Annotated in this window: 18 protein-coding genes; 9 read left to right on the forward strand and 9 right to left on the reverse strand. The window is 74.2% G+C overall.

The features are described 5' to 3' along the window. Positions 1 to 90 precede the first annotated feature (90 nt). Positions 91 to 2,052: an AfsR/SARP family transcriptional regulator gene (locus ACZ60Q_RS19895; RefSeq protein ID WP_469636027.1), complete on the forward strand. Its 1,962-nt coding sequence runs from the start codon at positions 91 to 93 to the stop codon at positions 2,050 to 2,052. On the opposite strand, the gene lanKC is transcribed toward ACZ60Q_RS19895, so the two are convergent. From lanKC to ACZ60Q_RS19910, 3 genes are all read right to left on the reverse strand, one after another. Beyond that, on the reverse strand, positions 2,039 to 4,714 hold the full coding sequence (gene lanKC / locus ACZ60Q_RS19900; protein WP_469636030.1) for a class III lanthionine synthetase LanKC: 2,676 nt from the start codon (positions 4,712 to 4,714) through the stop codon (positions 2,039 to 2,041). The genes ACZ60Q_RS19895 and lanKC overlap by 14 nt on opposite strands. An 11-nt stretch (positions 4,715 to 4,725) precedes the next feature. After that, on the reverse strand, positions 4,726 to 6,141 hold the full coding sequence (locus tag ACZ60Q_RS19905; protein ID WP_469636033.1) for an MFS transporter: 1,416 nt from the start codon (positions 6,139 to 6,141) through the stop codon (positions 4,726 to 4,728). 144 nt (positions 6,142 to 6,285) lie between these two features. Then, the gene (locus ACZ60Q_RS19910; protein ID WP_469636836.1) at positions 6,286 to 6,441 is read right to left on the reverse strand and encodes a hypothetical protein; all 156 of its coding nucleotides are present in this window, start codon (positions 6,439 to 6,441) and stop codon (positions 6,286 to 6,288) included. A 322-nt stretch (positions 6,442 to 6,763) separates the two neighbouring features. Between ACZ60Q_RS19910 and ACZ60Q_RS19915 the strand changes: the two genes are divergently transcribed. From ACZ60Q_RS19915 to ACZ60Q_RS19950, 8 genes are all read left to right on the forward strand, one after another. After that, complete coding sequence (locus tag ACZ60Q_RS19915) at positions 6,764 to 7,918, forward strand: radical SAM protein (RefSeq protein WP_469636036.1); 1,155 nt, start codon at positions 6,764 to 6,766, stop codon at positions 7,916 to 7,918. Then, entirely contained in the window at positions 7,915 to 8,670 is a 756-nt protein-coding gene (locus ACZ60Q_RS19920) for an iron-containing redox enzyme family protein (RefSeq protein WP_469636038.1), read from the forward strand. Before ACZ60Q_RS19915 ends, ACZ60Q_RS19920 begins: the two co-directional genes overlap by 4 nt. Then, positions 8,667 to 8,885: an aroma-sacti cluster domain-containing protein gene (locus ACZ60Q_RS19925; RefSeq protein WP_469636041.1), complete on the forward strand. Its 219-nt coding sequence runs from the start codon at positions 8,667 to 8,669 to the stop codon at positions 8,883 to 8,885. Before ACZ60Q_RS19920 ends, ACZ60Q_RS19925 begins: the two co-directional genes overlap by 4 nt. A 140-nt stretch (positions 8,886 to 9,025) precedes the next feature. Beyond that, positions 9,026 to 12,328: an AAA family ATPase gene (locus ACZ60Q_RS19930; protein ID WP_469636044.1), complete on the forward strand. Its 3,303-nt coding sequence runs from the start codon at positions 9,026 to 9,028 to the stop codon at positions 12,326 to 12,328. A gap of 3 nt (positions 12,329 to 12,331) precedes the next feature. Continuing rightward, positions 12,332 to 13,264, forward strand: a complete 933-nt coding sequence (locus ACZ60Q_RS19935; RefSeq protein WP_469636046.1) for a S8 family peptidase — start codon at positions 12,332 to 12,334, stop codon at positions 13,262 to 13,264. Continuing rightward, on the forward strand, positions 13,248 to 13,877 hold the full coding sequence (locus ACZ60Q_RS19940; protein ID WP_469636047.1) for a GAF domain-containing protein: 630 nt from the start codon (positions 13,248 to 13,250) through the stop codon (positions 13,875 to 13,877). The genes ACZ60Q_RS19935 and ACZ60Q_RS19940 overlap by 17 nt, the downstream gene beginning before the upstream one ends. A gap of 130 nt (positions 13,878 to 14,007) precedes the next feature. After that, the gene (locus tag ACZ60Q_RS19945; RefSeq protein WP_469636050.1) at positions 14,008 to 14,796 is read left to right on the forward strand and encodes a sugar phosphate isomerase/epimerase family protein; all 789 of its coding nucleotides are present in this window, start codon (positions 14,008 to 14,010) and stop codon (positions 14,794 to 14,796) included. A gap of 257 nt (positions 14,797 to 15,053) precedes the next feature. Further along, positions 15,054 to 16,904: a glycoside hydrolase family 3 protein gene (locus ACZ60Q_RS19950; RefSeq protein WP_469636053.1), complete on the forward strand. Its 1,851-nt coding sequence runs from the start codon at positions 15,054 to 15,056 to the stop codon at positions 16,902 to 16,904. A gap of 314 nt (positions 16,905 to 17,218) precedes the next feature. On the opposite strand, the gene ACZ60Q_RS19955 is transcribed toward ACZ60Q_RS19950, so the two are convergent. From ACZ60Q_RS19955 to ACZ60Q_RS19980, 6 genes are all read right to left on the reverse strand, one after another. Then, positions 17,219 to 17,977 (reverse strand): SDR family NAD(P)-dependent oxidoreductase, encoded by a 759-nt coding sequence (locus ACZ60Q_RS19955; protein WP_469636056.1) that lies wholly within the window; start codon positions 17,975 to 17,977, stop codon positions 17,219 to 17,221. A 25-nt stretch (positions 17,978 to 18,002) separates the two neighbouring features. Further along, complete coding sequence (locus ACZ60Q_RS19960; RefSeq protein ID WP_469636059.1) at positions 18,003 to 19,349, reverse strand: MFS transporter; 1,347 nt, start codon at positions 19,347 to 19,349, stop codon at positions 18,003 to 18,005. A 79-nt stretch (positions 19,350 to 19,428) separates the two neighbouring features. Then, entirely contained in the window at positions 19,429 to 20,013 is a 585-nt protein-coding gene (locus tag ACZ60Q_RS19965; RefSeq protein WP_469636062.1) for a TetR/AcrR family transcriptional regulator, read from the reverse strand. A 33-nt stretch (positions 20,014 to 20,046) separates the two neighbouring features. Beyond that, positions 20,047 to 20,268, reverse strand: coding sequence for a helix-turn-helix domain-containing protein (locus tag ACZ60Q_RS19970; RefSeq protein ID WP_469636065.1), 222 nt, complete (start codon positions 20,266 to 20,268; stop codon positions 20,047 to 20,049). A gap of 78 nt (positions 20,269 to 20,346) precedes the next feature. After that, the gene (locus tag ACZ60Q_RS19975; RefSeq protein WP_469636068.1) at positions 20,347 to 21,831 is read right to left on the reverse strand and encodes a S28 family serine protease; all 1,485 of its coding nucleotides are present in this window, start codon (positions 21,829 to 21,831) and stop codon (positions 20,347 to 20,349) included. A 112-nt stretch (positions 21,832 to 21,943) separates the two neighbouring features. Beyond that, positions 21,944 to 22,420, reverse strand: coding sequence for a hypothetical protein (locus tag ACZ60Q_RS19980; RefSeq protein ID WP_469636071.1), 477 nt, complete (start codon positions 22,418 to 22,420; stop codon positions 21,944 to 21,946). Positions 22,421 to 22,522: the final 102 nt, after the last annotated feature.

The following is a 22,522-nucleotide window of genomic DNA, read 5'->3' on the forward strand; positions in this document are numbered from 1 at the left end:
GCACCGATGTGCGGGGGCCGGGGCGGCAGCAGGATCGGGGCGTACGTACGGCCCACTCCGCCGCCCGTCCCCGTTTCCGGAGGCCCGCTGATGACCCGACCTCCCGCCCGTACCGGCTCCTCCGGTGCGGTGTACGTCTCCCTGCTCGGCCCGCTCACGGCCCGGCTGGACGGCCGTGAGCTGCCGCTCGGCCCGCGAAAGCAGCGCTTGGTCCTCGCCACACTGCTGGCCCGCCCCAACACCCCCGTACCGGTGGGGGTGCTGACCGACGCGGTGTGGCCGGACGACCCGCCGCGTACCGCCCGCAAGAACCTCCAGGTCTACGTCAGTGCCGCCCGCGCCCTCCTGGGGCCTGCCGGGGACGGGGGCCGGGACCGGGTGGTGCACGGCTGCGGCGGCTACCTCCTGCGTATCGCGGAGGGCGAGCTGGACACCCTGCGGTTCGGGGCGCTGGCCCGCGCGGGGCGGGCGGCGGCCGGGCGGGGCGATCTGCCCGGTGCGGCCCGGCTGCTGCGTGAGGCACTGGACCTGTGGGAGGGGCCGCCGCTGAACGACCTGCGGGACTCCGCCGAGATCGCCGAGGAGGCCGGCCGGCTGGAGGCCCGCTGTCTGACGGTGTTCGAGGACTGGGCGGAGACCGAGATCGAGCTGGGCCGGGCCGCCGTCGCGGTGGACGGGCTGCGGGATCTGGTGGAGCGCCATCCGCTGCGGGAGCGGCTCCGGACCGCCTGGATGAACTCCCTCCACCAGTCGGGCCGGCAGGCCGAGGCGCTGGCGGTGTACGACGACTACCGGCAGTTGATGGCGCGGGAACTGGGCCTGGAGCCGAGCCCGGCCATGGCGGCGCAGTACCGCTCGATGCTCGGCCGGGGGCGCGAGGCCCGGCGGCCCGCCGCCGCCCGCGAGGCGAGGAGCTCGGTGGCGCTGCCCGCCTGTACGGGGGCCTTCACCGGCCGCCGCGAGGAACTGCGGGACCTGCTCGACGTGCTGGGCGGCGGCGAGGAGCGTGTGGTGGTCGTCTCGGGTCCGGCCGGGGCGGGGAAGTCGGCGCTCGCGGTGCGGGCGGCGCATCTGCTCGCCGACCGCTTCCCCGACGGCCGCGTCCATGTGCGGGTGCGCCGGGAGGACGGTACGGCGCGCGGCCGGGCGGAGGTCCTGGCGGAGCTGGGGCGGCTGTGCGGGGTGGTGGGCGCGGCCCCTCGGGAGCCGGAGGGCGGGCCGGCGGACGGGCCCGGGGCGACAGCCGCCCTGGCGGACGCCTGGCAGGGGTGGCTGGCCCGGCACCGGGCGCTGGTCGTCCTGGACGACGTGCCGGGCGAGGCGGCCGTCCGGGGGCTGCTGCCCCGGTCCGGGAGGTGTTCCGTACTGGTCACCGCCCGGAGCCAGTTGGCCGGTCTCGCCCCGGTGCACCGGATCGCGTTGCCCGCGCTGGCGGACGGCGAGGCCCTGGATCTGCTGGGGAAGCTGATCGGGGCCGGGCGGCTGCGGACGGACCCGGGGGCGGCGTTGCGGATCGTCCGGGCCTGCGGGGCGCTGCCGCTCGCGGTGGAGGTGAGCGGGATGCGGCTGGCGGTACTGCGGCATCTGCCGCTGACGGAGTACGCGGCCCGGCTCGGCGACCCGTCGGCCGCACTGGACGAACTGGTCGCCGGGGACGTCTCCGTACGGGATCGGATCGCGTCCGGCTGGCGGGATCTCGCGGACGGCGACCGGCGGGTGCTGGGGCGGCTGGCGGGGCTCGCCGATGACGGGGGCTTCACCCTGGACCGGGCCACGGCGGCGCTGGGCTGCGGGGAGCGGGCGGCGATCCGGGCCGTCGAGTCGCTGATCGACGCCGGGGCGGTGACCTCGCCCGCCGGGGAGGTCACCGCGCACGCCGCCCTGTACGAGGTGCCGAGGCTGCTCGGCCTGTACGCCCGTGAGCGGGAGCTTCCCGACCGCCCCGGCGTACCGGCCGAGCAGGAGGCCCCCGAACACCCCGGCATAGCGGCCGAGCAGGAGGCTCCAGACCACCCCGGCGTACCGGTCTGCGCCGCTTTCAGCCCAGGGTGAGCAGCTCCAGCAGTTCGTGCGGCCGGTCGCCGGCGGGGGTCCCGCGGGAGGGTCCGCCGGCTTCCGCACCGGCCAGGAAGTGCAGGGACATCAGCAACCCGGCCGCTCCGGTGGCCAGGTCGGCGGAGCAGCGCAGCAGCCCCGCCCCCGGGACGAGCAGCCGGTCCTCGTCGGCGACCAGATGCCAGGACAGGTTGCGTACGGAGGCCAGGACCCCGGGGGCCGTACGGCCGTCCGGCGACAGGGTGCCCGCCACGGCCATGAGCCCCGCCCGGCCGGTGAACAGGCCCGGCTCGCGGACGAATTCGAAGGCGCAGCCCTTGGCCACCCCGGGCAGCAGGGCGGCCAGTGCCGCGTCGGGCGAGGTTCGCGACGGGGCGGACCCAGGCTGACGCGGCACTGGCTCCGGGCAGGCGCGGCGGGCCAGATAGGCCCGGGCCACCAGGGCGAACCCGCCGCTCCCCTGGTCCAGGTAGAGCAGGTGGCGTCGGCCGTCCTTCACCTGGACGGTGCCGTCCGGCATGGTCACGCAGTGGGCCGCCTCCGCCTCCAAGGCCCGGCCCGCGGCCGCCAGGAACTGCTCGTCGCCGGTCAGGGCGTGCAGTTCGAGGTGGAGCAGGGCCGCACCGCTCAGCCCGCGCAGCAGCCCCGCCGACGCGGGCGCGCGCAGCCCCGGCACGGGCTCGCCCCGCACCAGCCGGTCCAGGTCGCGGGCGGTGCGGGCCGCGGCGTCGACGAGTTCGTGGTCGGTCCTGGCGTCGGCCGGCCCGTCCCCCGCGCGGTCCGGCCGGGCCAGGCGCAGCGCGGCGAGCGCGATGCCCGCGCGGCCGTTCATCAGGTCGGCCGAGGCGGACAGGGGCGCGGCGGCGGACCGTTCGTAGAGCTCCCGGCCCTCGTCCCGGCGGCCCAGCGCGGACAGCACCACCGCCGTGCCCGGCAGCCCTCCGTAGAGGCCGCCCGGCGCCGCGGGGTCCCGTCGCCGGGCCACCTCGGCAAGCCAGTCGGTCCACTCGCGCGGCACCGGGGCCCCGGTGCGGTGCAGGGCGTGGAGCACCCCGGCCGCCCCGTGCGCGACGTCGCTCCCGCCGGTCGAGAAGACGTTGGGGTCCCCGGGGAAGAGGCGGTCGGTGCGCTCGGGCGTCGCCCCCGCGTGGATGCCCCGCAACAGCCGGTCCCGCAGCCCGGCCCAGTCCGGTTCGGGACCGTCGAGCAGCGCGGCGGTCTCCCTCTCGCGGCCGTCGGCGCGCTCCGCGGCGCGCAGCGCCGCGGGCCGGCGCGGTCCCGTTCCGGCGTCGAGGCCGTACCTCCGGCGGGCCCACCGCTCCAGGGTCAGGGCCTTGGCCCGGTCGTGGCCGGCCATCTCCATGATGGGCATCAGCATGTAGAGCCAGGTCGCCCAGAGCGCGTAGGTGTCGGCCTCCGAACCGGTGGTCCCGGCGGGCGCCTGGAGTCCCGGGGCGCCCGCCACCGGGGTCTTCCGGTCGTCGAGGGCCGTGGCGTACTCGAAGTCGATCAGGGCCACACGGCCGTCGGGGCGGATGATGATGTTGGAGGGGTGGAGGTCGCCGAAGCGCAGACCGCGCCCGTGGACGGCGGCCAGCGCCTCGGTCAGCCGCTCGGTCACCGTGTCCACCCAGGCGGTGTACGGGGCGAGTTCGTCGGCCGTGCCGGTGCTGTGGAGCAGGGCGAAGCGGCCGACGATCTCCTCCAGGAGGGTGGCCCCCTCGATGTGCTCCTCGATCAGGAAGTGGTGCTCCCACACGGTGCGTACGCCGTACACCTCGGGAACGCAGTCCAGCCCGGCCAGCGCGGTCAGGGCCCGGTGCTCGCGGTGCAGTCGCGTCACCGCGTCGTCGCCCGCCTCGTCCAGCCCGCTGTGCGGCCGGGCCTCGCGGAGCACCACCTGCCGGCCGGTCTCCCGGTGCCGGGCCAGGTAGATGCCGCCCGCGTTGGAGAACTGGAGGGCCTCGGAGACGTCGTAGGGGAAGGCGGCGTCCCCGGCGGCGGCGCGGGCCGCCAGGTGCGGGCGCAGCTCGTCGGGCACGGTGACCCACGGCGGTACCCGGAACACCACCCCCCGCTCGTCGGGCACCAGTTCGCCCGAGGGATGGCGCAGGGCCAGCACCCGTTCACCGTCCCTGTCGAGGCACCAGTGGGAGACGAACGCCCCGTACCGGACGTACACCGGGGCGTCGCCGATCCGCAGGTCGCTGAGGATGTACGGGCCGCGGCGGCCGGCGAGGGCGCGGGTCAACTCCTCCAGCACCCGCAGGAAGACACGCTCGTCCGGCGGGTAGAGCGTGATGAACTTCCCGGCGCCCGCACGGGACATGTACTTGCCGGACATCAGCAGGAGCGCCCGCTCGCTGCGGAGGAACTTGAACGGCACCCCGTGGGCCCGGCAGATCCGGGCGGTGTCGAGCAGGGTCTCCTCGGCCTCCTCCGGGACGGTGGAGACATGGATCTTCCAGCCCTGCCCGGCCGGTTCACGGTCCTCGGGGAGCAGGGAGGTCCACAGGCCGCCGGCGACCCGGCGCCAGCCCTCGGGCGGCGGGTCGGAGTCCAGCGGGTAGCGGGTGCTCTCGTCCTGGAGCCGGGCGGGGGTCTCGTAGTACGTCACGTCGGCGAGGCAGTAGAGCTGGGTCTCCTGGAGACCGGGCACGGGGTTCCTCCTCAGGGTGCGCCGGGACCCGCGGCGTCGGGGACCGGCCCGGCCGCGGTCCGCTCCGGGGCGACCGCCGGGCGGGTGGACACGGTTCCGGTGGATACGGTTCCGGCCGGTTCCGGGTCCGGCCCTTCGGGCGTCCGCGGCCCCGCCGTCTCCCGCGCCGGTTCCGGTGCCCCGGTCCTCTCCCGCTCCCCGGCCGCCTCCGGCTTCTCCCGGGACCCGCCCGCCCCGGCGCGGACGGAGGGGGCGAGCGTGACGACGGCCGCCGAGACGGCCAGCACGCAGCCGATCACGCCGAAGGCGGCGCCGCTGCCCAGCGTGGTGAGCAGGAAGCCGCCGACGAGCGGTCCGAACGGCTGGACGATCGAGGAGAGGAAGCCCGCGGCGCTCTGCACCCGCCCGATCCGCTCCTCGGGAGTGACGACCAGCAGGGTCGAGAGGAAGCCGATGCTGGCGACCGTCGAGAGGCACATGCAGAGCGCGCAGAGCAGGCCGGCCACCAGCGGGCTGCTGAGCCAGGCGAGCACGGCGGCCGTCCCCACGCAGCTCCAGCAGGTGATGACGATGAGCGCCCGGACATGACGCTCCGCCGCGAACCGGGGCGCGATCAGCGCACCGGCGAGGGCACCCGCCGAGACGCAGGTGATGACGAAGCCGCCGCCGAGGCCGGAGCGCCCACTGTCGGAGAAGACCGCGAGCGCCGTGAAGGTGAGGGCACCGAAGGAGAAGTTCATCCCCAGCCCGAAGACGAGCAACACCGTGCGCAAATAAGGCAGTTGCCACAGGAAGTTGAGCCCTGCGGTGAGTTCCCGGCGGCTGAACACCGAACCCGCCTTGGTCCTGGCCTCCGAGCGGGTCCGCACGAGCGCCACACAGACGGTGGAGAGGAACAGCCCGAGGAACTGAGCGGTGAAGGGCAGGGCCTGGTGCACGCCGAACAGCGCCCCGCCGACGAGCGGGCCGACCAGCCGGGCCGTGGAGGTGCGCGCCTGGAGCCGGGCGGTCGCCGCGCTCATCCGGTCCGGCGGCACGACCGCGCGCATCAGACCGAAGGCGGCGGGGGCGTAGACGCTGTTCAGTACGGCGCCGGAGGTCGCGACCAGCAGGACGAGGGCCATCGGGGCGTGCCCGTTCCATACGGCGACGGCCAGGGCGGTGACGGCCGCCAGACTGCCCACGTCGCACACCCGCATCAGCCGGCGGCGTTCGACCCGGTCGGCCATGACCCCGCCCGGCAGCATCGTGATCAGCACGGCGCAGACGGCCACCGTGCCCACAGCGCCGGCCTGCACGGCGGAGCCGGTCTCCTTGAGGATCAGCAGGGGCAGCGCGATGGCGCTCATCTGACTGCCCAGAACGGCGAAGAGGCCGCTCAACCAGAGCAGCCGGAAATCCCGGTTGGAACGGAGCGGCTCGGCCATCGGGGGCTCCTGTTGTCCGTGGTCGTCGGCAGCGCGGGACGGGGCGGCCTCCGTGGTGCGCGAAGGCCGCCCCGGCTTCGGCCGGCGCCACGACTGCGGGGCCCGGCCCCGTCGGACGTGGCTACGACCGGATGGTCCGTCCGATCAGCCGAGGACGAGGCTCACGGTGCTGACGCAGTTGCCCGGGACATCGATGATGTCGTGGTTGTTGGCCGTCTCCTGGAGGTCCAGGACGGAGTGGGCCTCGACCTCGGGGGTCTCCTCGGCGTCGCCGGCCGCGGGCTGGGTGTTCTCGGACATGGTGATCTCCATCCACTCGTCACAGCGGGGCCCGGGTTCCGTCGGGGATCGCCCCCCGGTCTCCGGTGCGGCCGGCCGATGCCTGCCGTTGCCGAGAACGTTAGGAAGCCGGGCCTGGCGATCGCTTCGGCGGCGGTATGGGTCCGGTATCGGGCCAGTTGAAGGCGTACGGAACCCGGTCCGCGGGCCTGGCCGGCGGCCCGCGGACCGCCCCGACCTGGGCCCATACCGCCGCCGAAGCACCGCCGGACCGTCCGTGAACCGATGGCGCGCAGCCTGGGTACGCGCCCGACGCGCCCCGGCCCCGAAGGAGGCGGCCCGCATGGAACTCGCCGAACTCGTCGCACGGCGGCCCTTCCCGGCCGCCGGTCTGCTCCTCGGCCTCACCCGACGCTGCCCGCTGCGCTGCGCGCACTGCTCGACCGGATCGGACCTGTTCACCCGGGAGGGACCGGACGGCGGTCAACTGGAGCGCTTCGTCGGCTCGTTCAGCGAGGAGGACCGGCCCGACGTCGTCATGCTCACCGGCGGGGAGCCCCTGCTGCTGCCCGCGCTCGCCGAACGGCTGAGCACGCTGGCGCGCCGCGCCGGGTCCCGTACCGCGCTGCTCAGCGGCATGTTCTTCGCCCGGTCCGGGAGCCCCCGGGGCGGGCTCGGCGGGCGGGCGGGGCGAAGCGGTCGGGGCGGGAGGGCGATTCCCCCCGCGATCCTGCGCGCGATCCGCTCCGTCGACCATTTCTCGGCCTCCCTCGACATCCACCACGAGCGCGAGGTTCCGCGCGCCGACGTGTTCCGCGCCCTGCACCGGATCCGGGACGAGGGTGTGGCCGTGAGCTTCCACCTCACCGGGACCGGCGCGTCCGACCCGTATCTCGCCGACATCACCCGGGCGGTGGAGCAGGAGTTCGGCGGCGCAGTCCCCTGCCTGGTCAACGAGGTGCGGCCGTTCGGCCGGGCCGCGTCCTGGGCCAGGCCCGCCCGCACCGGCCCCGACCCGACGGCGGCGTCGCCGTGCTCGATGGCCGCCTGGCCGGTGGTCGCCTTCGACGGCCGCGTGCTGGCCTGCTGCAACCAGGACACCGTCGACAAGCGGCCCGTACCCGCCCATCTGGATCTCGGGCACATCGGCGTCGACGACTGGGCGACCGTACGCCGCCGGGCACTGGAGTCCCCGGTGCTGCGCATGCTCCGCACGGTCGGGCCCACGCATCTGGCCGCCCGGTACGGCTCCGGCCCCGGGACGGGCTCCTACTGCGACGGCTGCCGGGCGCTCGGCGGCGACGAGGCGGCGGCGGCCGGGGCCCGTGCCGTGGCGGGCGGGGCGGCCGGAGCCCTGCTGGACCTCACTGCCGCGGTGCGCGGCTCCCGGGAGGGCGCGCAGGGCGTCGTGCGCCGCCACGGCTGTGCGGCGTACGCGCCGCTGGTGGTCACGGGCGGGCCGCCACCGCCTTCGAGCGACGCGCAGGATGTCCGATGAGCACGGCGACCGGCGGTACGCGGTCCGGATACGCGGGGGCCTCCGCGCGGCTCCGGGTCAAACTCCTGCTGCTGGAGCCCGAGTTCCGGGACGCCACGCACCACATGTGGCGTTCCGATGGGCTGTTGACGCGCTACCGGACGTATCTGTGCACCATGCACGCCGTCATCCGCGCCTCCGTCCCGCTGATGGAGCTGGCCCTCGGCCGCGCCCGCTGTCTGGCCGCGTCCGGCGATCCGCTGGCGGCGCCGCTCTCCGCGTACCTGGAGCAGCACATCCAGGAGGAGGAGGGCCATGACGCCTGGCTGCTTCAGGACCTCCGGGCGGCGGGCGGCGACCCCGGGGACGCGCTCGGTCCGCTGCCCCCTCCCCTGGTCGCCTCGCTCGTCGGGTCCCAGTACTACTGGATCGAGCACCACCACCCGGTCGCCCTGCTCGGCTACATCGCCGTACTGGAGGGCTACGCGCCCGCCCCCGGTCTCACCGGCCGCATCGCCCGGCTGACCGGACTGCCCGCCGCCGCGCTGCGGACCGTACGGGAGCACTCGGTGATCGACACGGAGCACCTGGACGAGCTGTACGCGCTGCTGGACCGGCTGCCGCTCGGCCGGGGGCCGGAAGCGGCCGTGGCGGTCAGCGCACTGCACTCCCTCGACGCGCTCACCAGGCTGTTCGTCCGGCTCGGGCGCTCCGCACCGGCACCGTCGCTGCGGAGAGCCGGATCTGTCCCACCGATGGGAGTCACACCATGACCGGACCACCCGAGAACGGCCGACGGCCGGGGCTGCCCGACGCGTTGTACGAGGCGGGCTTCCCCGTGGACCTGCTCACCGAGGAGCAGCGCGAGGTGCTGAGCGGGCTGACCCCGCAGGAGCTGGCGGTGCTGCTGGACGTCAAGGGCCGGCTGGACGCCGTGGGGCCGGAGGTCCAGGCGCACGGCGAGATAGCCGGCGGCGCCCTGTTCTGACCGGCGGCCGGTGACCGGTCACCGCTACGGGCCCGGCGCCGGGTTCACCGCCGCCGGGCCCGTCCCCGCCGGGGTGCGAGCGCCCGGTGAACCCGCCCGACACCCCTTGACCGCACGACCCCCGGGAGAGAAGGTCCGCCATGAACTGCTCCTCGTGCCAGCAGGATCTGCCGCCGACGGCCCGGTTCTGTTCGTCCTGCGGGACGCCGTGCGCGACCACCGGTACCGCCGGGGCCGGGCCGGCCCCCGCCGCACCTCCCGGTGACGAACGCAAGCCGGTGACCGTGCTGTTCTGCGACCTCGTCGGGTCCACCGCGCTGTCGGGGGTGCTCGACCCGGAGACGCTGCGCACGGTGACCCTGCGGTACTTCGAGGCGATGAGCGCGGAGATCGTGGCGCGGGGCGGCACTCCGGAGAAGTTCATCGGGGACGCGGTGATGGCGGTGTTCGGCGTACCGGTGGTCCGTGACGACGACGCCCGCCGGGCGCTGGCGGCGGCGCTCGGGATGCGTCGGGCGCTGACCCGGCTGAACGAGGAGCTGGACGCCACCCTGGGCATCGAGCTGGCCACCCGGATCGGCGTCAACACCGGTCAGGTGGTGGCGGGTTCGGATACGACCGCCCGGCAGGCCCTGGTCTCCGGGGAGACCGTCAACATCGCCGCCCGGCTGGAGCAGAACGCGGGCCGCGGCGAGATCCTGATCGGCGCGGGGACCCTGCTCGCCGCCGGCCCGACGGTGAGCGCCGAGCCCACCGGGCCGCTGCGGCTGAAGGGCAAGCGGGACAGTGTGGAGGCCTACCGGCTGCTGGCGCTGGGCGCGGACGACCCCGAGCTGCTGCGCCGTTTCGACGTCCCCTTCGTCGGCCGCGACGCCGAGCGGCAGGCGCTGGACGCCGCCTTGGAGCGGGCTGCCCACGGTGGCGGGGCGGGGTTGCTCCGGGTCACCGGGGAGGCGGGCATCGGCAAGACCCGGCTGGTACGGGAGTGGCTGGCGCGGCGGTCGGCGTCCGGGTCGCTCACGTACGGTGCGGGGCGGTGCCGCAGTTACGGGGACCAGGGCACGCTCGCCCCGTTGGCCGAGGCGGTGCGTTCGCTGGTGGCGGCCGGGCCCGCGACCACGTCCGGCCCCGGGCCCGCGGCCGAACCCGGGCCGGCGTCCGGTACCGGGGACGACGCGAAGGACACGGCCGGCGGTCTCGCGGTCGAGGACGCGATGGCCCTGCTGTCCGGGGGCCTCCTGCGCGACGGCACACCGAACGCTCCCTTCGAGGACATGTGCGCGGCCCTGACGGCGGTCCTGGAACGGGCCGCCCGGGCCCGCCCGGTCGTGCTGGTGCTGGACGACTGGCACGCGGCGGCCCCGTTGCTGGTCCGCACGGTGCACCGGTTGGCGGACGGCTCGGGCTGCGCCGGGGTGCTGGTGCTCTGCGCCGGACGGCCCGACGGACCGGAGGGTCCGGACGGGCCGGACGAGGGAGCGGAGGGGGCCGGGCCCTCCGCCGGTACGGGGCGCCTCCAGGTCACCGGCCTGCCGCCCGAGGAGGCGGCGCGGCTCGCCGCCGGTCTCGCGGGTCCGGACGGAGCGCCGGCCCCGGTGGACGACCGGCTCCTGGCGCGGGCCGGAGGCAATCCGCTCTACCTGGAACAGCTCCTGGTCGGCGACCGGGCGGACCCGGCCGTCTCCTCCCGCCCGGGCGAACCCGCCGCCCAGGAGGATCTGCCGCCCACGCTCCAGGCCCTGCTGGGCGCGCGCATCGGGGCCCTGGCCCGGGCGGAGCGCGGAGTGGTGGACCTGGCCGCGGTGATCGGCCGGGAGTTCACCGCGCCGGAGCTGGTCCGGCTGGAGCTGTCCGTACGGGCCGGGGAGGGCCACGACGCCGGGCGGCTCGCCGGGGCGACCGGGGCCGCCCCGGAACACCGCCGACGCGTCGAGGAGGCGTTGGCGGTGCTGGGCCGTCGCCGGCTGGTGGAGTCGGGGGTCCCGGGGGGTCGCGAGGCGGCGCCGTACCGGTTCAGCAGCGGACTGGTGCACGAGGTCGCGTACGCGTCGCTGTCCAAGCGGGCCAAGGCGGAACGCCATGCCTGGGCGGCGGAGCTGCCCAGTGTGCTGCGGAGCGGCGACGGTGCGGTAGGCGGCCATCTCGAGCGCGCCTACCGCTACCGCGCGGAGCTGGGCCTGCTGGACGATCCGGCCCGGCGGCTGCGCGAGCGGGCCGCCGCCGCGCTGGGCCGGGCCGGGGCACAGGCCGCCGCCCGGTCCGATCTGCACTGGGCGCACGGCCTGCTGGAGCGGGCGGTCGACCTGCACCCCGGGGATCCGGCGGCGACGCGGCGGCTCGGCGAGGTACGGGTGGCGCTGGGCCGCACCGGGGAGGGGGCCGAACTGCTGCGCCAGGTGCGGGACTCGGGGGCCGACCCGGTGGAGGCCGCGCATGCCCGCCTCGCACTCGCGGTGCTGGATCCGGGCGGCCCGGGCCCCGGCCCCGCCGCCGTGGCCCGGGCCGTGCTCCCGGTGTTCGAGGCGGCCGGGGACTCGGCCGGCCGGGCGCGGGCCCATCTGCGGCTCGCCCAGCAGTTCCAGCGGTCCGGGCGGCACGAGGAGGCGGAGCGGGACCAGGCGCGGGCCCTGGAGCACGCGGTGCTGGCCGGTGCGGAGCCGGAACGGGCCGGGGCGCTCGGCGCGATCGGCGTCTCCCTGTGGCGGGGGCCTGTTCCGGTGCCCGCCGCGGTGGTCCGCTGCCGGACGCTGCTGGCGGCGCACGGGGCGGGCCGGCCCACGGTCCGGGTCACCCTCAACTGCCCGCTGGCGGTGCTGTACGCGCTCCAGGAGCGGCCCGATGAGGCGTACCGCTGCCTGGCCGAGGCGGAACGGCTGGCCGGGAAGCTGGGGTTCGCCGAGGCGGAGGTCTTCCTTCCGGTGTTCCGGGCGACGGTGGAGGCGCTGCTCGGCAACGGCACGGAGGCCGTGGACCTGCTGGGCCGGGCGGACGCGGCGGCCCGGCGCACGGGGGCGGCCGGGATGCGGACGGCGGTGGCCTTGGACGCGGCCCGCCTCGAACTGGACGCGGGCCGTGAGGACCCGGCGGCCGCCCGGCTGGCGGGCGTCGGCGACACGTCGGGGCTGAGCCGTGCGGACGCGGTGGACCTGGCGGGGTTGCGGGCCCGGCTGGCGGTGCGGGACCGCCCCGAAGAGGCGGCGGAACACGCGGACCGGGCGGTCCGGGCCTCGCTGCTCACGGACTCCCCGCTGGTGCAGGCGACGGCCGAGCTGGACCGGGCGCAGGCGCTCGCCGCCCTGGGCCGGTGGCCGGAGGCCGGGGCCTCGGCCCGTGCGGCCGGGGCGCACTTCACGGGCAAGGGGCATCTGCCGGGGGCGCGCCGGGTCGCCCGGTTCCTCGCGCACCCGCCCCGGCCCATGGCCACGACGAGGGAGAGGAGCTGACCGATGACGACCACGGAACCGGAACGGACACGGGCGGAACCGGGGCAGCCGCGGACCGGGCCGGGAGCGGGCAGGGCCCCGGGGCAGGGGCTGACCTGGAGTCTGCGCGGGCGCGGCCCCGAGGACGTACCGGTACTGGCGGACGCCGGACCGCCGGACGGCCGCCCCGCCGGGCCCGCCACCGGGCGCGGCGTACGTGTGTGCGTGGTGGATTCGGGTGTGGAGCGGGACCATCCGCTGATCGGCCCGCTGGCCGGTTCCTGGGTGGTCGTCAAGGACGGGGAGAGCGGGGAGATCACGGTCGAGCCGACGACCACCGGGGACACCTGCGGGCACGGCACCGCGTGCGCGGGCATCGTCCGCCGGACCGCCCCGGAGTGCGAGATCCACAGTGTTCGGGTGCTCGGGGAGCGGTTCTCCGGCACCGGCGACATCCTGATGGCCGGGCTGCGCTGGGCGGTGGAGCAGGGCTTCGACGTGGTCAACCTCAGCCTGTCGACGACCCGCACACGGTTCGCGCAGGAGCTGCACAGCCTGGCCGACAACGCCTACTTCGCCCGTACGGTGATCGTCGCCTCGGCCCACAACACCCCGGTGGAGAGCTTCCCCTGGCGGTTCGCGTCGGTGATCTCGGTGGGCAGCCACCAGGAGGACGACCCCGAACTGCACCTGTACAACCCGGATCCCCCGGTGGAGTTCTTCGGTCCTGGCCAGAACGTGACCGTGCCGTGGCTGGGCGGCCGGACGATCCGCACCACGGGGAACAGCTTCGCCACGCCGTACGTCGCCGGGCTGTGCGCCCGCGTCCTGTCCGCGCATCCGCGGATGACGGCCTTCCAGCTCAAGAACGCCCTCTATCTGTCCGCGGCCAATGTGCGCCACGTGCCGCGCCCTTCCCCTGCGGCAGGAGATATCCGTGATGACTCCGAGAACTGATTCCGCCTCGTCCCCGTCCCTCTCCCCCACCGCCGCCGCGACGGTCGCCGACGCGCCGCGCAGCGAGCTGCTCCAGTCGGTCGTCGACGTGGCCCGAGCCATCTTCGGGGCCGAGGCCAGTTCGGTCTTCCTGCTCGACGAGGAGGCGGACGAGCTGGTCTTCCAGGCCGTGTCCGGGCAGGGCGAGGAGTTCCTCGTGGGCCGCCGCTTCCCGGCCGGCCGGGGGATCGCCGGGTGGGTGGCGACCTCGGGCGAGCCGATGGTGGTGGACGACCTGAGCGACGATCCGTCCTTCGACCGCTCGCTGGCGGAGTCGACCGCGTACGTGCCGAACTCCCTGATGGCGGCCCCGCTCATCAGCGACTCCCGGATCCTGGGCGTGCTGGAGGTGCTGGACCCCTCCCCGCAGGCCCGGTCGGGCGTCCGGGAGCTGGATCTGCTCGCGATGTTCGCCCGGCAGGCCGCCGCCGCCCTGCGGGTGATCACCCCGGAGCGGGTGCCGGAGGCCGAGCGGCACGCGGTGTCCGACGCGGGCGCGCTGGAGGGCGCGCGGCGCGAGGACGCGCTGAAGCTGCTGGGTAGCCTGGAGCGACTGCTGCGGGGCACCGGCTGAGGAGCGGCACCCGGGATGGCCGCCGGCCCGGCGGCCGGGTCCGGGCAGGTGGCCGAGGCCCGGCACCCGGGAGTAGCCACTGGCCCGGCGGGCAGGAGCGGGGCGTCGGCACAAGGGAAGGACACGCACGATGAAGCTCGCATTCTCCACCCTCGGAGTGCCGGGAACGCCGGTCTCCGAGGTCGTCCGGCTCGCCGCCGGGAACGGCTACCAGGGAGTGGAGCTGCGCGTCCACCCCGAGGAGCCGGTGCACCTGGGGCTCTCGTCACTGGAACGGGCCGATGTGGTCGAGGCGTTCAAGGCCGGCGGGGTGGAGATCCTGGCTCTCGCCGGGTATGTGAAGGTGGCTGCCGAGGGCGACGACGAACCGGTCCTGGCGGAGCTGTCCGAGCTGGTGAAGCTCGCACGGGACCTGGGCGCGTCCTCCGTCCGGGTCTTCCCCGGCGGCGGCGGCCAGGAGCGGGGGGAGGCCGACGCGACGGCGGCCCGGCGGCTCGGTGCGGCCGCACCGGCCGCCGCCGACATGGGCGTGAGCATCCTGCTGGAGACCCATGACTCGCACCGGGCGGGCCTCGACGCCGCCCGGGTGCTCGCCACGGTCGGGCACCCCCGGGTCGGCGCGATCTGGGACGTGCTGCACACCTGGCTCGCCGGTGAGGAGCCGGCCGCGAGTCATGCGGTGCTCGCTCCGCACCTGGGATACGTCCAGGTGAAGGACGTCGCCTCGGCGGACGACCTCACTCCGGTGGCGCTGGGCTCCGGGGTGCTGGGGCTGGCGGACTGCCTGGACGGGCTCGATCCGGATACGTGGGTGTGCTGGGAGTACGAGAAGCGCTGGCACCCGGGGGCGGCGGAGCTGCCGGGTCTGCTGGACGCGGGGCGCGAGTACCTGCTGCGGATCGGAGCGCCGAAGCAGTAACGGCGGGGCGGTACGAGGGCGCGGGGGCCGGTGCGAGGCGGCGTGCCCCCGCGCTTTCCCGTCCGTGCGGGGCGGCGTGCCCGTACGGCTTCCGCGTCGGTGCGGGGCGGCGTGCCCCGCATACCCGTGTCGTCCCGTTCGCGTCCCTCCGTTCGCGTGCGGGGTGTGACGCGAGCGGCCCGGCCTCTTGACCGGAAGTTACTTTCCCTATAAGCGTACTTACTTGGAAGTTTCTTTCACCCCGGGAAGGAGCTCACATGCCCCACCGCACCTCACGACGCACCCTCCTCACCGTCACCGCGGCAGCCACCGCGGCGGCTGCCACCGGCGCCCTCGCCACCTCCTCCGCCGCATCCGCATCCGCACACTCCACGAAAGCGAACGCGAACGCCTCCACCGACCGCCGGCTGCGACGGATCATCGCCGGGATGAGCCTGGAGGAGAAGGTCGGCCAGCTCTTCGTGATGCGGGTCTACGGGCACTCCGCCACCGAACCCGACCAGGCCGACATCGACGCGAACCTCACCGAGATCGGGGTCCGCACCGCCGCCGAGCTGATCTCCACGTACCACGTCGGCGGGATCATCTACTTCACCTGGGCGCACAACACCCGCGACCCGCACCAGATCGCCGACCTCTCCAACGGCCTCCAGCGCGCCGCGCTCGCCGGGCGCTCCCGACTGCCCCTGCTCGTCTCCACCGACCAGGAGCACGGCATCGTCTGCCGGGTCGGCGAACCCGCCACGCTGCTACCGGGCGCGATGGCGCTCGGCGCGGGCGGCTCACGCTCCGACACCCGCCGGGCGGCCTGGATCGCGGGCGCCGAACTGGCCGCGCTCGGCGTCAACCAGAACTACGCGCCGGACGCCGACGTCAACGTCAACCCGGCCAACCCCGTCATCGGCGTACGGTCCTTCGGCTCGGACCCCGACGCGGTGGCCGCCCTGGTCGCGGAGCAGGTGAAGGGCTACCAGGGCGCGGGCGTCGCGTCGACCGCCAAGCACTTCCCCGGCCACGGCGACACCAGCACCGACAGCCACACCGGGCTGCCCGTCATCAACCACACCCGCGCGCAGTGGGAGGAGCTGGACGCCCCGCCGTTCCGCGCCGCGATCCGGGCCCGGATCGACTCGATCATGACCGCGCACATCGTGGTCCCCGCACTCGACCCGTCCGAGGACCCGGCCACGCTCTCCCGGCCGATCCTCACCGGCATCCTCCGCGAGGAGCTCGGCTACGACGGGGTGGTGGTCACCGACTCGCTCGGCATGGAAGGGGTGCGCACGAAGTACGGCGACGACCGCGTGCCGGTCCTCGCGCTGCTGGCGGGCGTGGACCAGCTGCTGAACCCGCCGCACCTCTCCGTCGCCTGGAACGCCGTGCTGGAGGCGGTGCGGGGCGGCGAGCTCAGCGAGGCGAGGATCGACGCATCGATCCTGCGGATCCTGCGGCTGAAGAGCCGACTGGGCCTGTTCCGGGACCCGTTCGTCAGCCCGCGGGACGTCGAGCGCACGGTCGGCAGCCGCGCCCACCGGGCCGCCGCCGACCGGATCGCCGAGCGCACGACGACCCTGCTCGCCGACCCGGGCACACTGCTGCCGCTCTCCCGCCGCAGCCACCGAAATCTGCTGGTGGTGGGAGCGGATCCGGCATCCCCCTCCGGGACGACGGGCCCACCGACCAGCACCCTGAGCGAAGCTTTCGGCGAACTGGGCTTCACCGCACGCGCGTTGTCCACCGGTACGGCCCCGAACCGGGCGAAGATCGCCGAAGCGGTCGCCGCCGCCGAGGGCCGGGACGCGGTGGTCGTGGCGACGTACAACGTCACGGCGACCAGCTCGCAGCGCACCCTGGTCACCGCTCTCGTGGCGACCGGCGTCCCGGTGGTCACCGTCGCCGTCCGCAACCCCCACGACGTCGCCCACCTCACCGGGACCGGAGTCGCCGCGTGCCTCGCCGCGTACTCCTGGACCGACGTCGAACTGCGCGCCGCCGCCCGGGTGATCGCCGGCCACGCGGAACCGGAGGGCACCCTGCCGGTTCCGGTGCGGCGCGCGGACGACCCGACGCAGGTGCTGTATCCGGTGGGCCACGGGCTGTCGTACTAAGGGCTTGCAGGGAATCAAGGTGTTGCTTCCCTGCAAGCCCTCAGCCGCGTTCAGAAAGTAGCGACGTCTGCCCGGAGGGCAGGACCGGCGGATCCGTTCGTGAGGGTCAGCCGAGATACGGCCGAAAGGGATGGCAGCGCGATCTCGAGAGGGTGACCAGTGTCTCCGGGTCGGCTGTCGGTGGGGGTCGCCGGTCACCCTGGTACGGTCCCGCGCGGAAGTGATCGTTTTCCTATCAAGGGGCGGGAACCGGCGGCGTGACCTCGATGGAGCGGACCTCGTAGGGGAAGGGTGCCGCCGAAGCCCACGAACCGTCAGGCCGAGGATCCACTGTCGATGACCAGGTCGGTGCCGACCACCGCGCCGGCCGCGGGCGAGGCGAGGTAGAGCACCGCGGCCGCCACTTCTTCGGCTTCCGCGACCCGGCCGAGCGGAGTCGCCGTCTTCATCCGCTCGGTACGGCCGGCCTCGGTCTCACCGGGCAGCAGCGACATGGACGTGGCAGCGGGACCCGGGCTGACCGCGTTGATGCGGATGCCCTGGTGGATGTGGTCGAGAGCGGCGGCGCGGGTCAGCGCGGAGACTGCAGCCTTTGAGGTGATGTAGGCGGCGACGTTCGGGATCCGCAGGTGCGCGCCGAGGTTGGAGGAGATGTTGACGATGGCACCGCCGCCGTTCTCCCTCATGTGCGCGATCTCGTGTTTCATGGCCAGCCAGATACCGGTGACATTGGTTCGCAGCACCGCGTCCCAGTCCTCCTCACTCACCTCGCTGACGGGTCCGGTGCCGCGGAGTATTCCGGCGTTGTTGACCGCGATGTCCAGTCCGCCGAAGCGGGTGACGCTCTCGCGCACGAGGTTCTGGAGCTGGCCGGAGTCGGTGACATCGGCGGTGACGGCGGTGGCCGTGCCGCCGGTGGCCTCGATGAGACCGACCGTCTCGTCCAGGGAGGCCGCGGTGCGTCCCGCGGCAACCACGGATGCGCCCTCAGCGGCGAAGGCGAGCGCGATCGCGCGGCCGAGGCCGGAGCCCGCACCGGTGACGAGGACGGTCTTGCCCGTAAAGCGGTTCATTTCGGTGGCTCCCTTGAGTGATGGATTACCTGGTGCGGTGGTTCAGGAGGGCCACGAGGGCCAGGCCGGCCCCCGTCGCGGCGAGCGACCAGGCGTCGCTGCCGAGCGTGAGCAGGATCGCGAACAGGACGGTCGGGCCGAATTCCATCGCGGTGTTCAGCACGCCGCCCGCGAGCCCCGTTTGCTGCTGCGGCACGCCTTCGGTGGCGAGCACGGCGGCTCCCGCGAAGGAGGCCGCCGCGCCGGCCGGCAGCAGCACGAGGCCCGGCAGCAGTCCATACCCGTATGAGATGTGTGCGTCGATCCCGGTGAGCGCGAGGAGGGCGAGCCCGGCCGCGCCGGTGCAGAGCCCGGCCGCTGTGACGGTTCGGGCCCCGTACCGGCCGATGAGCGGTCCTGCCGCCCGGCCCGAGGCGATCAGCGCAACAGCGAACGGCAGGAACGCCGCCGAGGTCTGCAGCTGTGACCAGTCGCGCACCTGCTGGAGGTGGAGCGAGAGGACCACGAAGGTCATCGCGGTCCCGCAGGCGCTCAGTGCGATGGCCGCGAGGGCGAAGGCCCGCCGCCGGCCGAGCAGGAAGCTGGGCGGCAGCAGCGGGTCGCGGGCGCGGCGCTCGGCGTACCAGAACGCGGCGAGCAGCGCGGCCCCGCCGAGCAGCGGCACGAGCACGCCGGCCGACGACCAGGGGCGGGCGTCGGTGACGACGAGTCCGTAACTGGCGAGGGTGATCCCGGCGGTGGCGAGCAGGGCACCCGGCAGGTCGAGAGTCCCGCCCCGGCTCGGCGTGGTGTCCGGCAGCAGCCGGAACGTGAGGGCGAGGGCTGCGAGGGCCACCACGAGCGGTACGGCGAAGGTCCAACGCCAGGACAGCAGCGCCGAGATGACGCCGGAGAGCAGATTGCCCGCGGTCGCGCCGAGAACCGAGAGCCCGCCCCAGGCGGCCATCGCCCTGCCGTACGCGGGTGGGGAGGGGAAGACGGCGCGCAGCACGGCCATGGCGGCGGGCGCGATCAGAGCAGCCCCCACGCCCTGCGCGAAGCGCGCTGCGAGCAATGTCCCCATGCCGGGGGCGAGCGGGGCGGCGGCCGAGGCAGCGGCGAAGAGGACCAGGCCCGCGGTGAGGGCACGCCGCCCGCCATAGCGGTCCGCGAGGCGTCCGCCGAAGAGCAGCAGCCCGGCGAAGGTCAGTCCGTAGGCAGCGCTGAGCAGGATCAAGTCGGCGCGCTCCAGGCCTAATTCGCGCCCGATGAGGGGCAGCGGTACGGCGAGCGCAGCGAGCGTGAAGATCAGCGTGGTCTGGACGCCACCGAGGAGGACGAAGGCGTATCGCTGCTGCGTAGTGGCGACGCGGGCAGCGTCCGTGGCGGTCATGCCTTCCTCCTGATATTTGACCGATCGGTTCATTATTTGGGCATACGGAAGGAAGCCCGGTGGCTTCGGTGGGTGTGAGTCAGTCCAGCAGGGCCAGGGCCTGTTCGGCCGCATCCCGCACCCGGGCGGGATCGTTCGACGCCTTGCCGACGATCCGAACCCCCTGCAGCAGGACGAGCAGCAGGCGGGCCAGCGCACGCGGATCGCGGCCCTCGGGCAGCTCGCCCTGAGCCTCGGCCCGTACGAGCGCGGAGTGCAGCAGGGTCTCGATGTGCTCCCAGCTGATCTCGACCCGGCGGGCCGCCGCAGGGTCGTGCGGGGCCAGCTCAGCCGCGGTATTGGTGACGAAACAGCCGCTCAGCCGGCCTTCCGGGGAGGCGGCCTCTGCGGCGAAGCGGCGCACTACCGCCCGCACCGCGGGCAGTGCGGGGCCCGGCTGGGACAACTCGGCGAGGAGAGCCGGGTCGCGCGTCTCGACGTACCGGTCCATGGCCTTCAGATACAGCTCGTGCTTACTGCCAAAGGTCGCGTAGATGCTGGCGCGGCCGATGCCGAGGTACTCGACGAGGTCCGTCATCGACGTCGCTTCGTAGCCGCGCCGCCAGAACAGCTCAAGGGCCGACTGCAGCGCGGCGTCCGGATCGAATTCCTTGGTCCTGGCCACGTCGAAGACCATAGACGCATCTGGAACGGTCAGTCAAATAACTGCGCACCGTGGCCGGGTCCGTGACGACTCTTGACTTCCCGCGCGCTCCAGAACCCGGTACACCGTCGCGCGAGAGACGGAGAGTAGTTCGGCGAGGTCAGCGATGGTGCGCTCGCCGGTGGCGTGCTGCTCGACGAGGTAGGCCTGCTGACGGGCGGAGAGTTTAGGCTGCTTGCCGCGGAACGGGGCCGGTGGGCCGCGCCCGCCGGTCACCGGGAGAGTGACCGAAGGACGCGGCCCACGTGAGACGCCGCAGACACCACAGACGCCGCCAGGAGAACCGCGCGACCGCTACGGGCGCAGCGTGGCCTCGTCGCGCCCGATCTCGCCGTTGCGCTTGTCCAGCTTCTTGTCGAACTTCGCCAGCGGCTTCGCCTTGGCCGGGTCGGCCTCGACGGCCGCCGGGGCGACGCCCGCCCAGCGCAGGATCGCGGCGGTGGCCTTCGCCTTCTCGTCGGCGACGAGACCGGAGACCCTCGCGCCGTGGTTGCCGCCGGGAACGGTGTAGACGTAGCTGTCCTGCGCACCGCGCCCGAGGCGGAACGGCTCCGCGCTCCACGGGTCGTTCTCGCCGTTGACGTACATCATCTGCCGGGCGTTGCCCTTGACCCAGCGGTCGATGTCCCGCATCGCGCCCCGGTCGAACGTCATCGGGATGGAGCGGGGCACGAAGTTGCGCGGGGGCTGGTAGCCGTAGCGGCTCAGGTTGCCGAGCCAGGGCTGCTTGATGTCCGGCGACCCGAGCTCGGTGCCCGCCTGGTAGTAGTACGGGGTGTACGTCTGAAGGCCCTGGTCGACGTAGGCGGAGAAGCCGGAGATGGCGTCGACGGAGTTCCAGATGTCCTCGTCGGTGGCCTTCTCGGCGTCGGCCGGGATGTCCACGCAGTCGGCGACCAGGCTGTACTGCCAGAACGCCCACCCGTAGTCCATGACCGTGGCCTCGTAGGCGCGGTCGAGGGAGCCGACGGTGTTGAAGGTCCAGCCGTTGGCGGCGGCCAGCTCCTTGTACTTCTTCTGGAGCGGGGCCCGGCGGATCAGCGCCTCGCGCTGCACACCGGCCAGCTGGTCGCGGCACTCCTCGGTGCCGACGTTGCGGAAGAACCGGTCGTACGCCGAGTCCTCGTCGTTGTTGACGTCGTTGGGCGCGACGTAGGCGACGACGCCGTCCATGTCCTTCGGGTAGAAGCGCTCGAAGTACGTGGCGGTCATGCCGCCCTTGGACCCGCCGGTGGCCAGCCACTTCTTGTCGTAGATCTTCTTCAGCGCCGTGAACGCCCGGTGCTGGTCGCTGGCGGCCTGCCAGATGTCCAGCTTGGACCAGTCGGCGGGGGCCGGCCGGGACGGGGTGAAGTAACGGTACTCCAGCGAGAGCTGGTTGCCGTCGATGATCTGCGTCGGCTCGCTGCGGCTGGGGTTCGTGGAGACGTTGTAGCCGCTGGTGAAGAAGACCGTCGGGCGGCTCACGTCCTTGTGCAGCAGCGTCAGGCGCTGCTGGAACGTGCCCTTGGACGGGCGCCGGTGGTCCACCGGCTGGGTGTAGTTGAGGACGAAGTAGCGGTAGCCCGCGTACGGCTTCTCCTGGATCAGGCTCATCCCCGGGATGGCCAGGATGCGGTCCTTGATGTCCTCGTTGCTCGCTTCGCTGCCTCCGGCAGCGCCGCTGCTCCGCTTCGCGGCCGGCTCCGCGGCGGTGGCCGCACCGGCCGAGGCCCCCGTGGCTCCGACCGTGCCTATGAGCACAGCGAGCGAAAGAACCCCTGTGAGCGACTTGCGCATGCACCCTCCCCTTGATTCACAACATTCGCCGTGAACTTATCGGGGCAAGACACGCCACGCCAGACCTGGTTGCCCGTGTCAGTGGAGAAGACCGGTCAGGTGGCGGGCCAAATCAGCACAGAATCCACCCGGTGGATGCGGACTTCCTGCCGATCGCGCCGGTGGCCCGGACGCAGCGGTTCAGCGCGCTGACCGTGACGGGCCCGGCCATCTTCGTGTACGAGCCCTTGTCGGTGACGGGGTGTCCGCCGCGCGCCTGGAGCGTGACGCTCATCGTCCGCCGCTTTCCGGGCTTCTTGGCCACGGTCACCGCGCACGCCTGCGCGCGGCTCTTGTAGACGCGCAGTTCTCCCGTGGAGAACTCGACGGTCTTCGCGGGGCGGCCGGAGCAGCCGGCGGCCGCCTGCGCGGTCGCCTGCGCGGTGGTGGGCGCGGCGATCAGCGGTACGAGCCCGGCGAGGAGGGGAAGGACCAGGAGGCGCACGAGGAGGCGCCGTGTCCTCGGTCCGCCCGGTCCGCCCGGCCGGGCGGCCGTCCCGGGCCCGTCCGGTTGCGCCGGTCCCGCCGGTCCCGCTGCTCTGTCGAACACCTTCGCCCCCACCTGACGTCTGTGCGTACCCGTGCGTCTCCGGCTACGACGCAGCAGACCGGTGGGAGGTTGCACGGCAGCACCGGCGGCCCCGGTGACCCC

It is taken from the genome of Streptomyces sp. NPDC104313 (assembly GCF_055583985.1).